This window comes from Paenibacillus sp. J22P218 (assembly GCF_056269195.1).
The window spans coordinates 1-13,809 of the sequence record NZ_JBWDNL010000002.1; the positions used below are offsets into that span (position 1 = coordinate 1).

The 13,809-nt window shown below is 48.1% G+C and carries 10 protein-coding genes, 6 tRNA genes and 1 rRNA gene; 16 read left to right on the plus strand and 1 reads right to left on the minus strand.

The window, feature by feature from the left end:
• The 16 genes from AC0YN0_RS08750 to AC0YN0_RS08825 all read left to right on the plus strand — a co-directional run.
• Positions 1 to 108: ribosomal RNA gene (locus tag AC0YN0_RS08750) — 23S ribosomal RNA — on the plus strand; the annotation flags it as partial.
• 203 nt (positions 109 to 311) lie between these two features.
• Positions 312 to 399, plus strand: a tRNA-Ser gene (locus tag AC0YN0_RS08755).
• Between the two features lie 26 nt (positions 400 to 425).
• A tRNA-Glu gene (locus tag AC0YN0_RS08760) sits at positions 426 to 500 on the plus strand.
• Between the two features lie 18 nt (positions 501 to 518).
• Positions 519 to 595 (plus strand) — tRNA-Met (locus AC0YN0_RS08765).
• A gap of 35 nt (positions 596 to 630) precedes the next feature.
• Positions 631 to 706: transfer RNA gene (locus AC0YN0_RS08770), tRNA-Thr, on the plus strand.
• A 7-nt stretch (positions 707 to 713) separates the two neighbouring features.
• Positions 714 to 788: transfer RNA gene (locus tag AC0YN0_RS08775), tRNA-Gly, on the plus strand.
• An 8-nt stretch (positions 789 to 796) separates the two neighbouring features.
• A tRNA-Pro gene (locus tag AC0YN0_RS08780) sits at positions 797 to 873 on the plus strand.
• A gap of 120 nt (positions 874 to 993) precedes the next feature.
• Positions 994 to 2,016, plus strand: coding sequence for an LLM class flavin-dependent oxidoreductase (locus AC0YN0_RS08785; protein ID WP_475820934.1), 1,023 nt, complete (start codon positions 994 to 996; stop codon positions 2,014 to 2,016).
• Between the two features lie 135 nt (positions 2,017 to 2,151).
• Positions 2,152 to 2,757 (plus strand): HD domain-containing protein, encoded by a 606-nt coding sequence (locus AC0YN0_RS08790; RefSeq protein ID WP_475820935.1) that lies wholly within the window; start codon positions 2,152 to 2,154, stop codon positions 2,755 to 2,757.
• A 159-nt stretch (positions 2,758 to 2,916) separates the two neighbouring features.
• Positions 2,917 to 3,666 (plus strand): delta-lactam-biosynthetic de-N-acetylase, encoded by a 750-nt coding sequence (pdaA, locus tag AC0YN0_RS08795; protein WP_475821874.1) that lies wholly within the window; start codon positions 2,917 to 2,919, stop codon positions 3,664 to 3,666.
• Positions 3,667 to 3,926: 260 nt separating this feature from the next.
• The gene (locus AC0YN0_RS08800) at positions 3,927 to 5,171 is read left to right on the plus strand and encodes an MFS transporter (protein WP_475820936.1); all 1,245 of its coding nucleotides are present in this window, start codon (positions 3,927 to 3,929) and stop codon (positions 5,169 to 5,171) included.
• 236 nt (positions 5,172 to 5,407) lie between these two features.
• Positions 5,408 to 6,328, plus strand: a complete 921-nt coding sequence (locus tag AC0YN0_RS08805; RefSeq protein ID WP_475820937.1) for an ABC transporter permease — start codon at positions 5,408 to 5,410, stop codon at positions 6,326 to 6,328.
• A gap of 66 nt (positions 6,329 to 6,394) precedes the next feature.
• Entirely contained in the window at positions 6,395 to 7,261 is an 867-nt protein-coding gene (locus AC0YN0_RS08810) for a carbohydrate ABC transporter permease (protein ID WP_475821875.1), read from the plus strand.
• Between the two features lie 83 nt (positions 7,262 to 7,344).
• A complete protein-coding gene (locus AC0YN0_RS08815; RefSeq protein ID WP_475820938.1) occupies positions 7,345 to 8,997 on the plus strand; it encodes an extracellular solute-binding protein in 1,653 nt (550 codons plus the stop codon).
• A 167-nt stretch (positions 8,998 to 9,164) separates the two neighbouring features.
• Positions 9,165 to 10,742, plus strand: a complete 1,578-nt coding sequence (locus tag AC0YN0_RS08820) for a response regulator (RefSeq protein ID WP_475820939.1) — start codon at positions 9,165 to 9,167, stop codon at positions 10,740 to 10,742.
• A complete protein-coding gene (locus AC0YN0_RS08825; protein ID WP_475820940.1) occupies positions 10,733 to 12,478 on the plus strand; it encodes a sensor histidine kinase in 1,746 nt (581 codons plus the stop codon). Before AC0YN0_RS08820 ends, AC0YN0_RS08825 begins: the two co-directional genes overlap by 10 nt.
• 63 nt (positions 12,479 to 12,541) lie before the next feature.
• On the opposite strand, the gene yhbH is transcribed toward AC0YN0_RS08825, so the two are convergent.
• The gene (yhbH, locus tag AC0YN0_RS08830; RefSeq protein ID WP_475820941.1) at positions 12,542 to 13,705 is read right to left on the minus strand and encodes a sporulation protein YhbH; all 1,164 of its coding nucleotides are present in this window, start codon (positions 13,703 to 13,705) and stop codon (positions 12,542 to 12,544) included.
• Between the last annotated feature and the right edge of the window lie 104 nt (positions 13,706 to 13,809).

The following is a 13,809-nucleotide window of genomic DNA, read 5'->3' on the forward strand; positions in this document are numbered from 1 at the left end:
TTTCCCAGTATGTAAGACCCCTTGAAGACGACGAGGTTGATAGGTTCGGGGTGGAAGCACAGCAATGTGTGTAGCTGACGAATACTAATCGGTCGAGGGCTTATCCTAAAAAGCTTATATGGTCCATACAACCTGTAGGCAACAGCTAAAGTTCAGCAGCAACATTCTTTCGTATCCAGTTTTCAGGGCGCAATGACGCTCTGGAATTCATGGTTATGTCTTTTCTGAAGTGATTCGGGAAGCATAATCAAATGAAAATGGTTGTGTTTTTCGAAGTAATTCGAGAGGTACAATCAGCGAAAACACTGTTTGGAGAGATACCCAAGTGGCTCAAGGGGACCCTCTGCTAAGGGGTTAGACTGCGTAAGTGGTGCGAGGGTTCGAATCCCTCTCTCTCCGTACGAACTTTTTTATCATCATAGCTAGGCCCGTTGGTCAAGGGGTTAAGACACCTCCCTTTCACGGAGGTAACAGGGGTTCGAATCCCCTACGGGTCACCATTATTATTTGTTTAACGACGCGGGGTGGAGCAGCCCGGTAGCTCGTCGGGCTCATAACCCGAAGGCCGCAGGTTCAAATCCTGCCCCCGCAACCAATTCTTTCATCTAGAAGCAGATGAAACCACACCTTGCCGTTGTAGCTCAATTGGTAGAGCAACTGACTTGTAATCAGTAGGTTGGGGGTTCAAGTCCTCTCGACGGCACCAGTTTTTTGCGGAAGTGGCTCAGCGGTAGAGCATCGCCTTGCCAAGGCGAGGGTCGCGGGTTCGATTCCCGTCTTCCGCTCCATCTTTTCTCGGGATGTAGCTCAGCTTGGTAGAGCACCTGGTTTGGGACCAGGGGGTCGCATGTTCAAATCGTGTCATCCCGACCATCTTCATTTTTTAACTTAAACGGTAACCACTAACTTCGTCGAATGGAGACGAACGGGAGTGGTTTTTTTTGAAATTATTTTACTCGTATTGCTGCTCATTATATCGCTAGGAGGTTGGTTATGCTTAAGCTTGGAGTTCTCGATCAGGTGCATATAAGCGAAGGTCAGACAGCGGGACAAGCGCTGCAGGAAGCGACGCGTCTCATTCAGGAGACGGAGAGGTTAGGCTATAGCCGGTTCTGGGTATCGGAGCATCATGCGACAAGAGCGCTTGCATTCTCTAGCCCTGAAGTGCTTATCGCACATTTGGCAGCGGCTACGTCGACGATACGCGTAGGATCAGGCGGGATCATGCTGCCTCATTACAGCGCCTACAAGGTAGCGGAAAACTTTAAGCTGTTGGAGGCGCTACATCCAGGCAGAATCGACGTCGGGCTAGGCCGAGCGCCGGGCGGTATGCCGATCGCGACAAGAGCGCTGCAAGCGGATAAGTTCGTTGATGTGAATAAGTACCCTCAGCAGGTACTGGACTTGGCAGGCTTTCTGCGTGATAAACAGCCTTCGGGGCATCCTTTCGAGGGGCTGTTGACGTCTCCGTCGATCCCGAGCGCGCCGCCGATCTGGATGCTCGGTTCTAGCGGAGAAAGCGCAAGAATGGCTGCGCAGTTAGGTTCGGCTTATGCGTTCGCTCAGTTTTTCGGCACACCGGGCGGAGAGGACGCCATGCGATATTATCAGACACACTTCCAGCCTTCCAAACTGCTCGGCGATAAGCCGCAGGCTATGATTGCAGCATTAGTTATTTGTGCCGATACGGAAGAGGAAGCGAATGCGCTTGCGACAAGCAGCGATTTGTTTTTCCTGCAGTTATCGACGGGACAGCAACTGCTCAATCTGCCTTCAGTGCAGACGGCGTACGATTACCCTTATACGGAAGCAGACTATTTAAGAATTAAGCATACGCGCCAAACGAGAGTTGTAGGTTCTCCGGAGAAGGTGAAGCAGCAGCTGATCGAGCTTAGCGCAGCTTATAATGTTAACGAGATTCTTATTAATAGCCCGATTCATAATTACGAGGCGCGTGTACATTCGTATAAGCTCCTATCGGAGTTGTTCGATCTGAGCATAAGCAGTCATGGTTGATTAGACTATATAACGTGGTATATGAAGCGATATTCGGATACACTACGAACAATTGATGACGATTAAGCATACGCATGTGGTCTAGTTGAAGCAAAAAAGCGTATATATTACGTTTATAGGCTGCATACGAAGAAGATGGAACAGAGACGAAAGGCGGCCATGCAGGAGAGGGAGCGATTATTGGTAATGGAGCTTATACAGAAAGCGATAGATCTTGCGGCAAAGGCTCACAAAAATCAAGTGAGGAAAGGTACAAACCTGCCTTATATTAGCCACCCTTTCGGAGTCGGGATGATGCTGATGCAAGCCCAGTGTGAGCCTGAGATAGTAGCTGCAGGCATCCTGCATGACACGCTGGAGGATACCGAAGTTACGGAAGAAGATCTGCTCGAGAAATTCGGACAGACGGTGACTGATATTGTTATCGGATGCTCAGAGCCAGACAAGAGCAGGTCCTGGGAAGAGCGCAAGTCGCATACGATTGCGTTCTTGAAGACAGCATCGCTCCCGGTCAGAATGGTTTCCTGCGCAGATAAGATTCATAATATTCGATCGACGCGTGCCGCCATAGAGGCTGAGGGCGAGAAGGCGTGGCAGCGGTTCAAGCGCGGACGCGACAAGCAGGAATGGTATCATCGATCGATCATTGAGAGCATTGGCTATCAATCGACCTTTCCGCTGCTAGAGGTGCTGATCCAAGAGGTAAACGGACTGTACGGCGAGCGCAATAAGGGAGAATGATGGATATAATAGCGAAAATCAGGGGAAAATAGCTGCGCTGACGATTTTATAATCGTTGGCGCAGCTATTTTTATTATGATCGGTTACGATCGGGACAAGAGAAGGAGCGGATGAGTGGTTATGCGTTTGATTCGTATCGTCGTTGCTGTTTTGCTGCTTATGGTTATGCTGAGCGGTGCGACTAGTTTTGTAAATGCGGCTGGCTCGCCTGGCGTGTATCATTTTGGCTTTCGGAAGAGCGCCGAGGGAAGGCTTCCCTCCATAGACGATGAGGGCTTCAAACCGATCGTGTTGAAGCACGGCGCTTTGTTTCTTGGCGACACAACCAAGAAGGAGCTTTACTTAACGTTCGATAACGGTTACGAGAACGGCTTCACATCAAAAATTCTCGATATATTGAGGGATAAGAAGACGCCGGCGACTTTTTTCGTGACCGGTCATTACATTAAGGATCAGCCTGAGCTGCTAAAGCGAATGGTGTCTGAAGGGCATATCATCGGCAACCATTCGTGGAGTCATCCGGATATGACGACGTTGTCCGACGAGCAGATCAAATCCGAGCTGGACAAAGTAAATGTACAAGTTCGCGAGCTCACCGGACAGAAGGAAATGATCTATCTTAGGCCTCCAAGAGGGATATTCAGCGAAAGGGTGCTCGCTGTCAGCAAGCAGGTCGGATATACGAACGTATTTTGGTCTGTCGCTTATAAGGATTGGGATGTTAATGCGCAGCGAGGGCGCGATTATGCCTACAGCTCGGTCATTAAGCAGCTTCATCCCGGCGCGATCATCTTGCTCCATTCCGTGTCGAAGGACAATACGGAGGCGCTGGGGGGCATCATTGACGAAGCTAGACGGCAAGGTTATGAATTCAAGAGCTTGGACGAACTAATGGCTGGCTTTATGTAAAAGGTTGTGCGCTCCCGACTTTTTTGCTAAAATGGCAATAACTTTTTGTCGGCAGCGAAAGCTGCTGATCGTCGGGGGTGCTTCCTTTGTTGGGTACAGCATTTATGCGTTTAAGGTAAGACGAGGGGCAGGTCAACATTGCACTCCATTTTTTCAGTAAAATGGCAAGTGTTATTTGGTGTGCTCCTATCACGGAATATCTTAATCAGCAGAATGCATTCGATATCAATCGATGATACCTAAATAAAGGAGCAACCAATATGACAACTGAAAAACAACTTAACACGAATGCTATGCAATGGAAAAAAGCATTCGCCACGATATTCACCGGACAACTATTCTCCATACTAACGACTTCGATGGTTCAATTCTCGATTATTTGGCATTTGACGGAGACGACCGAATCAGCCATCGTTCTGACGATTGCGGGGCTTATAGGCTTTCTGCCTCAAGCGCTGCTAGGTCCCTTTATAGGCGTGCTGCTCGATCGGTGGAACCGCAAGCTTACGATGATTATTGCGGACAGCTCGATTGCGCTATTCAGTCTCGTGCTTGGGTTATATTATTATTTTGGCGAGCCTAGCCTAGCTTTCGTATATTTGATATTAATGATTCGATCGACGGCGTCGGCCTTCCACGCCCCTGCGTTCCAAGCGGCTATTCCCTTGATCGCACCGGAAGATCAATTGACGCGCGTGGCCGGATGGCAGCAAATGATCTTCTCGTTCTCCACTATAATCGGACCTGCACTCGGAATTGCAGTGTATTCAGCGACATCGCTCGGAGTCGTCCTTTTCCTTGACGTGGCCGGCGCTCTCATCGCGAATCTGATGCTCTTGTTCGTCAAATTCAATCAACCGAAGCCGGAAGTGAAGGTGCAGCCGCATTTCTTCAACGAATTGAAGCTCGGCTGGCAAACGTTCATTAAGGTCAAACCGGTTGTCATTATTACGCTTGCCGCGGCGATCTTCAGCATAGCTTTTATGCCGCTTGCCATGTTATTTCCTTTCATGACGCTTTCTCACTTCGAGAGGGGCGGCTACAGCGCCAGTCTTGTGGAGGCAGTATTCAGTATCGGCATGATGGCAGGCGGCTTGCTATTGTCTGTTGCTGCTTCCAGGTGGAAGGATGTAACGTACATCGGCTTCAGCTTGGTTGCGATCGGAGCAACCTGCCTGGCTAGCGGCTTGATCGGCAAAGACGCATTCATCGTATTCGTCGTTCTGTCGTTTCTGATGGGGGCGACGGCGCCCTTTTTCAACGGACCATACATGGCGATGATTCAGAGGGCTTACGAGCCTGAGATGCTCGGGCGCGTCATATCGATCGCAACGAGTGTGATGCTGCTGGCCTCGCCGATCGGCTTGCTGATGGCTGGCCCGCTCGTAGATAAATACGGCATTCAAATGTGGTTTTTCTGGTCAGGTGTCGTAGTCGTACTGACCGGTGTATTTATATTCGCGCAATTCAAACGGCTGCAATTGCAGGAGCCTGGCAAGGAATGAAGGAACAGCCCGTGGATGCATCCGCCATCCATGCAACTAACTATAAGCGTTAATAATAGAAACAGGAAGGTGCAGACCGAACATCTGCACCTTCCTGTTTTTTTTAACCCCAATTAGACGATTACATTCACTGAATACCTTCTCAAAGTATAACTTTTCGATGCATAGTGCGGTGGTTGGGGGCAACGTATCCCATGTATGATTAGGTCGAGAAGAAAAAGAAAGGACGTGACCCTATGCAATCACGAACGAGCAAGCTGATCCGATTCGCGAAGCAATGGGATCTGCAGATTATGGTCATTCCTGCAATTCTGTTCATCGCCTTGTTCAGTTACGTGCCGATGTATGGAGCTTTGATGGCTTTTAAAGATTATGACATAATACAAGGCTTTTGGGCGAGTCCATGGGTAGGCTTTAAGCATTTCGAAGCTTTCTTCCGCTCCCCCGACTTCTGGAGAGTCATGCGGAATACGCTTGCGATCAGCTTCCTGAAGCTCTTGATCGGATTTCCGGCTCCGATTATATTGGCGGTTTTATTAAACGAGATCAGGCATGCCGCATACAAGAGAATTGTGCAGACGATTAGTTATTTGCCACACTTCTTATCTTGGGTAATCGTTTCCGGGTTTGTCGGGTCTATGCTTGCCGTTGATAATGGAAGCTTGAATATGCTGCTAGAGAAGCTCGGATGGATTAAGGAACCAATCAACTTTCTATCGACTGTAGATTACTTCTGGTCCATTCTCATTAGCACAAACGTGTGGAAAGACATCGGATTCTCTTCGATCATTTATTTGGCGGCGATCGCTGGCGTGAATCCAGAGATTTATGAAGCGGCGTCCCTCGATGGAGCTAATCGGTTAAAGCAAATTCATCATATTACGCTTCCAGCAATTAAACCGGTCATCATTTTGTTTTTTATACTGTCCATTGGCAATCTGCTCAGCGCCGGTTTTGAAGACATCTTGTTGTTGTCCAAAAATCCGATTCTGCTCGATGTCGCTGATGTAATCGATACGTATGCCTACCGTGTCGGCATAGGTTCATATCGGTATTCATATGGCACGGCGGTTGGGCTGTTCAAAGCAGTAATAAGCGTTACATTGCTTGTGCTTGCTAACAAATGGGCAAGAAAATCGGGACAAAGCCTGTGGTAGCGATCGCGACTCCGACATTTCAAATAGGGAAGTGAAGATATGAAATTATCGTTCTCTGAACGATGGATGATGAATGGAATTTACCTATTGGTTGGTTTCATGTCCTTCGTCATGTTATACCCGTTCTGGAATTCTGCCGTCATCTCGTTCAACAGCGGAACGGATACGTCTCTGGGAGGAATCACTTTCTGGCCGAGACAATTTACGCTCGACAATTATGCCATCGTGTTCGAAGACAAGAGGCTGATTACAAGCTTCATCGTATCCGTAATCCGAACGGTCATCGGGACAATTTCTGCTATCTTCTTCACGGCCGTATTCGCGTATGGCATGTCCAAAAAAGAACTGATGGGCAAAAACATCTATATGGTCATTTGTTTGATCACGATGTATTTTGCAGGTGGGCTTATTCCTTCTTATATGCTTATACAGTCATTGGGGCTGATGGACAGCTTCTGGGTTATGATTATCCCGAACTTGATCAGCGTATGGAACATGATCGTATTCCGGACGTTTTTCCTTGAACTGCCGGACGGTTTGGAAGAGTCGGCTAAGATTGACGGCTGCGGTTATTGGGGCACGTTCTTACGAATTGTAATACCCGTATCTACTCCGGTTATCGCGACGTTATCCTTGTTTGCCGCGGTATGGCATTGGAATGAATGGTTTACACCGATTCTCTACATTACGAACGAAGATCTTCTTCCAATCCAGACGACGCTGCAACGCATCTTAAACTCCAATATTATGTCCGAGCAGCTTATGCAGACGAATGCGGCCGCGCAGAACGCGATGTCAGCGAGTCAAGCGGTCACGACCAAATCGTTAACGATGGCAACGATGATGGTGGCGACTATACCTATTCTCGTTGTGTATCCCTTCGTTCAGAAGTATTTTGCAAAAGGGGTCATGATCGGTTCAGTCAAAGGGTAATCTATCTTTTCTCTTCCATATTGAAGTGAGAGCCGAGAGGCTTTAACGATATAATAATAACGAGATGGAAAGGGGCATAATCGATGATTAAGAGAAATAATATGGTTTTGTCATTAGCCTTGATGCTGGTCCTTCTAACCGCACTTACCGCTTGCAGCGGAGGGGGAAACAACAATACGGAGGGCGCAACGGATCAAACAGCAGCTAACAATGCGACTAAGGAAGAGAATGCTTTCGTATTCGGAGAAACGCCGCTGTCGTTCTCGTTCTACGGCAACTACGATTGGTATACGATGTATCCGTGGGGAGAAGACCTTGCGACGAAGTGGATTCAAGACAATAAACAAGTTACAGTGAAAGCGATCCCTTCCAGCGGGGCTGCCAGCCAGAAGTTTACGACTATGTTAGCTTCCAAGAAGCTGCCTGATGTCATATGGCTCGACCGCGGACCGGATGTTGAGAAGCTGGTGAAGGCAGGACTTGTCGTTCCGTTAGATTCTTATTTGGAGAAGTACCCTAATTTAGTGAAGTATGCGGGAGAAGAGACGCTGAATATGCTTCGCGCAAGCGACGGCAAGCTTTATCAATTCCCGAACTGGTATACGAACCGTCCGATGGGCAACGGCGGTTACGCAGTCAATATCGAGATTTATAAAGCGCTTGGCGAGCCAAGGCTGGAAACATTCGATGATTTGTATGCGTATTTGAAGCTCGTAAAAGAAAAATATCCGGATGTCATTCCCTATGAAACGGGTATGACGGGTCAAGGCATTGATATGTTCTATCCGGGCATGGCAGATGATCACCCGATGCAGAATCTCGCTATGAGAGCCGTGCCTCAAGGAGATAAATTGATCTCTTTATTCACCGATCCGGTATACCGGGAGACGATGAAGTATACGAGCAAGCTTTTCCGCGAGAAGCTGATTACCCAAGATGCTCTAACACAGACGCGTGATCAAGTGAAGGAAAAGGTCAACAACGGCAAAGTCGCTGTCTACTCCGCTTATGATACAACGGGGCTTTTACCGACAGCTGATGGAATCTTGAAAGAAAAAAATCCGAACGGCGGTTACAAAATTATTTGGCCTATTCATAAAGAAGATGTCGATCCAAACAAGGTTTGGGTCAACCAATACGACTCAATTGGATGGAACGTCAGTTTGATCACGACTTCTGCTGAAAATCCAGAAGGTATATTCGCCTATCTCGACTGGCTGACAAGTCCAGAGGGAGAAAGGGTTATCTTTTGGGGACCTGAAGGTCATTATTGGGAAGGAACGGACGAGAACGGGGCTCCGCTGTATACCGATAAATTTATTGAGGAGAAAGATGAGCGCACGAAAGATATGGCCATCTGGGATACGTTCCAGTGGGCTGGCAACACGAGTTTTATCGATACGTCGAAAGCGGTTAATGAGATGAAACTTGCTGAAGATAAGCGTTCATGGGATACGGTGGCACAAACAACGGTTACCTGGAAAACGTCTTATGACGCGACCCAATTTACGGGTATCGAACCGATTCAGGAATCGGACGAAGGCGTCATCGCTCAGCAAATTGGACAAATTGCCGATCAGGCGCGTGCCAAAGTGATGTTCGCAAAGAGCGACGAAGAAGTCGACTCCATCCTCGACAAAGCGGAGAAGGATGCGCAAGCAGCTGGTTATGATAAATTGCTTGCCTACAAAACACAAATTTGGCAACAAAACTTGAAAAAGATGCAAGGGAAATAAGCGCGTATTTGTATAGAAGAAAGGTACAACCACTCCTTGCGAATGGTTGTGCCTTTTTCCCGTATTGTATTCGTACATACATCCATTCAAGCACGATTCTATAGGCATGTCGAAAGCTTGACGTTATACTACTTGTATTAACAACGACCTAAAGAGGTGATTGCTTCATGTACTGTGCGTTGCTAGTGGATGATGAGGAATTGGACTTATACGGACTGACGCATTTCATTCCATGGGAACAGCTTGGAATTGCCGTCTCTGCATCAGTCAATAGCGGTTATGCGGCAATGAGCGTGCTGGAGCGGGAGCAGATCGATATATTAGTTACCGACATACGCATGCCGAATATGACAGGGTTGGAGCTGGCCAAGAAAGCGAAGACGCTATGGCCTGACTTGAGAATTATTTTCGTAAGCGGAGTGGAGGATTTTCATTACGCGCGCGAAGCTCTGGCGCTCAACGCAGTAAGCTACGTTCTGAAGCCGGTAGACGATGATGAGCTGACCCGCACGATTGAACAGGTAAAGCACTCACTGGATAACGCGAGAGAGATTGTTCGCATGGAGTCCGTCTATAAGGAGCTAGCGCCGATGGCGCGTAAGCAATGGTTGCTGGAAGCGTTGGAAGGCATGAGCTTGAATGGCGAAGCGAATATGGAATATGAAGGTAAAGCGGAGTTATCAAAGCTGCCGGGTAAGATTGCGGTGTTGGAAATTGACGATGTGGCATGGAAGATGGGTAAGCTCTCGGACATGGAACGTGAGAAGCTGCTGTCCAATTGCATGGAATATTTAGCGGAGCAAGTGAAGATTGCGGGAATTGCGAACTGCTGCAGAATCGCATCTCATCGGATCGCCTGCGTCCTGGAGAATGCCAACAACAACAGCTACGAGTGGCTGCGGAGAGCAATCATTGGACTTAGAGAACTACATTCAGTCACGGCAACAGTGGGAGTTGGAGCGTTGTTTGAAGCGTACGACGATATAAAGAGATCATACAAGGAAGCGCTTAAGGCGCTCTCGTGCAAATGGTTTGAAGGAAAGAATCGTGTCATTGAGATCGGCAGTATTGAGCATGCGGAACTGGAGCATGCGAGGCATGTGGATATCGGATTGGATACCTTGTTTGAGGCGTTAAGCAGGTGCGATGCTTTATCGATTGGGGAGGAAGTCGGCAGCGTGTTCAAATTCGTTAGGCGCCTCGACTCCAAGCAGGATGTGGATAATTTCATGGCACGCGCATTATTTAGGCTCGAGTTGTATCTGGAAGGACTTAATGTCGATATCCAAGATCATTGGGGGAAGGCCGCCGACCATTGGGAGGTTATAACCAGCTATGAGACGATTGCCGATGTGCAAGAGTGGTTTAAAGAGAAATTATATGCAATCTCTGATGTTTTGTTGGTTAAGAAACAGCGTAAAAACCGCCAATTAATTGAAAAAGTGATGGCATTCGTCGAAAGTCGAGTCGGAGAGCAATTGACGACGCTCCGCGACGTGAGTGATCATTTCTCCTATTCGCATAATTATATGGGTCAGTTGTTCCGCGAGGAGACGGGCCGAAGCTTTACCGACTTCATCATTCATGTGCGGTTGGAGAAGGCTTGTGAACTGCTGAAGCATTCCAGTCTCAAAATCTACGAAATATCCGACCATGTCGGGTATAGCAACTTGACGTATTTTAGCAAACAATTCAAGGAATCCTTCGGCTTGTCTCCCGGGGAGTACCGTAAGACATGCAGATAACGAGGCGGAGTTACATTCCATTCGGATATAAGCTCATGGCGACTTATCTACTGGTCATATTGATCGCGGTATTGACAATAGGCACTTTCTCGTATGTGACGTTCATTCATTCCATTCGTGAGCAGTCCAGCAGCAACATTAGGGCAACACTTAAGCAGATCGCCGACAATGTGGGTTATAAGCTAAGCGATACAGTTAGAATCAGTAATTTACTTTATTCCGATCTTGATCTTACTGCCCATCTGCGGAATTACGAAGAAGGATGGGGCAGTTACGAGACGACAACCAGTTACCTGATTCCAAAGCTGCAAAATGCGATCAAATCCACGGACAGCAGCATCTGGCTTAGCGTGTATTTGCGAAATCAATCGTTGCCGGAGTTGTTTTATACGAAATCGGATTCGGAGGACTTTTTGGCGAGCAAAGGAAAAATTTTTGAGTTGTATCATCTGAGCCGTATAGTGGACAAGCCTTGGTATGTAAATATTCCGCCAGAGGATTACGGAATCACGATGCACTGGGAGCAGATCGAGAACGACGCTGCAATGGGAAACATCTCCCTCGTCCGTCGATTGGTGGACACCTACGATCCGTTCCAGCTGGATGAAATCGGAATCATGCGGGCTACGGTGAAACTAAACGAGCTGTTCCAAAGTGTCGATTATTCGAAGATCGGCAATGAGGCATCGATCTATGTTTTGAACGAGAAGGGGACGACTGTCTTTGCATCCGAACTAGGAACAGAGGCGGCGAACGTTCCGCAAGAGGATCAGGGAGTCAGCGGCGATCTGGTTATCAGGGAACCGCTGGCGGGTACGCAATGGGAGATTGCAACGGTCGTGCCGAATGAAATATTGACGAAGGATGCAACGAGAGTATGGAAGCTAACGATTATTGTCAGCATCATCGGGACGCTGGTGTTATGGCTGATCGCCGTTCTGATCAGCCGCTATTTCTCCTTGCGTGTTGGACGAATCGTGTCTGTATTGGGGGCGTTCCGCGAAGGAGACTTCCGAAAACGGATGGTTGTTAAAGGGAAGGACGAGTTCTCGGAAATAGGAGTTGCGCTGAACGAGATGGGCACGAATACGGAGAAACTTATTCAAGAAGTTTTACTGATGCAGATTCAGAAAAAGGAATCCGAATTCGCTGCTCTACAAGCGCAAATTAACCCGCATTTTCTGTATAATACGCTTTCTTCAATTGGTCGACTGGCGAAAATGGGCGAGAATCAGAAGATTAATAAAATGATTCTGGAGCTTGCCAAATTTTATCGCCTGACGCTGAACGAAGGCAAGATGTTTCATCTGATTCAAAAGGAAATTGAACATGCCAAAGCTTATTTGGCCATTAAGCAAATTCGTTACGGTGAACGGATGGAGGTCGGTTTTCATATTGATCCGGCGATCTATGCATACGGAACGATCAAGCTTATCTTGCAGCCGTTTTTGGAGAACGTTCTCGAGCATGCCTGGTTCGGCGATCGCATTTATTTGCGGCTTGAAGCGGGAATGGAGGATAAGCATGTCTTCTTCTCCATTATCGATGATGGTGTGGGAATGAGTGAAGATACGATCAAGCGGATTTTTAGGGAAGACGGTGGCAAAGGTTACGGCATTCGCAATGTTGATCAGCGCATCAAGCTTCATTATGGCAATCAATACGGCGTTTCACTTTTTAGTCGTCCCGGAATCGGCACGAACGTGAAAATCTTATTTCCAACGGATCCGAAATAGGATCAAAACAAGGGGAGGCAGTAAGATGCCTCCCCTTGTTTATTCGAAAGATTGTCGTCGCGATTAACCTGTAACGCCCTCCCGCTTGCGGAAGAACGACTTGAGCGCGTTGTATACCTCGCCTTTTTCTTTAATGACGTAATACATGAAGTGCTGCAAGTTAATATGCTTGTAGGCTGACATGAGCGTACTGGAGCGGTTATATTGGTTAACCTCGCCGTAGCCGAACAGGTTGGAGCGCTTAAGCAGCTCGCCGATGAGCTTCACGCACCGTTCGTTGTCGCTCGTCAGGTTGTCGCCGTCAGAGAAGTGGAACGGGTAGATGTTGTACAGGTTCGGATTGAAGCGGCTGTCGATAATTTCCAACGCTTTCATGTAAGCCGACGAGCAGATCGTACCGCCGCTCTCGCCACGGGTGAAGAACTCTTCCTCGGTTACTTCCTTCGCTTCTGTATGATGCGCTATAAACACGATATCGACCTTTTCGTACTGGTGCCGCAGGAAACGCGTCATCCAGAAGAAGAAGGAGCGAGCCACGTATTTCTCGAACGAGCCCATCGAGCCAGACGTATCCATCATGGCCAAGATGACGGCATTCGATTGCGGTTTAACGATCTCTTCCCACGTCTTGTAGCGCAGGTCGTCGGGAGATATGCCGTGAATGCCTGGTTGGCCGGAGGTGGCGTTGCGGCGCAAGTTCTCGATGATCGTCCGCTTCTTGTCGATGTTGGACATGATGCCTTTTTTACGAATATCGTTGAACCGGATTTCCTTCGTCTCGAGCTGATCCTTGTCTTTCTGCTTCAGAAACGGAAGCTCCAGCTCTTCGAACAGCATCGTTTCCAGCTCTGCAAGGCTGATCTCCGCCTCGATAATATCCTCGCCGGGCTGATCGCCGGCCTTGTCGCCTTTGCCGCCCTTCTGCGCCGATGAAGGATCGACGCCGAGCACGTCGCCGACCTGGCTGTCGCCATCGCCTTGGCCGACATGTTTATTTTTATTGTAGTTGTAGACGAACCGATATTCATCAAGGCTCCGAATCGGCACCTTAATAACCTGTTTGCCGTCTGACATGACGATGCTTTCCTCAGACACGAGATCGGGCAAATTTTGCTTAATCGCTTCCCTTACCTTCTGCTGATGCCTGGCCTGATCTTGATACCCTTTGCGATGCAATGACCAATCTTCCCGTGAGACGCTGAACATGCCGTTGTCCGATGAACCCATTTCGGAGCACCTCCCCCGCTTATTTGTTGTTAAAACACCTGTTGTTAATCAATATATTCAACAGCCGAGCGGTTATGTGAAAGAATAAAACGTCTAATTCTAGC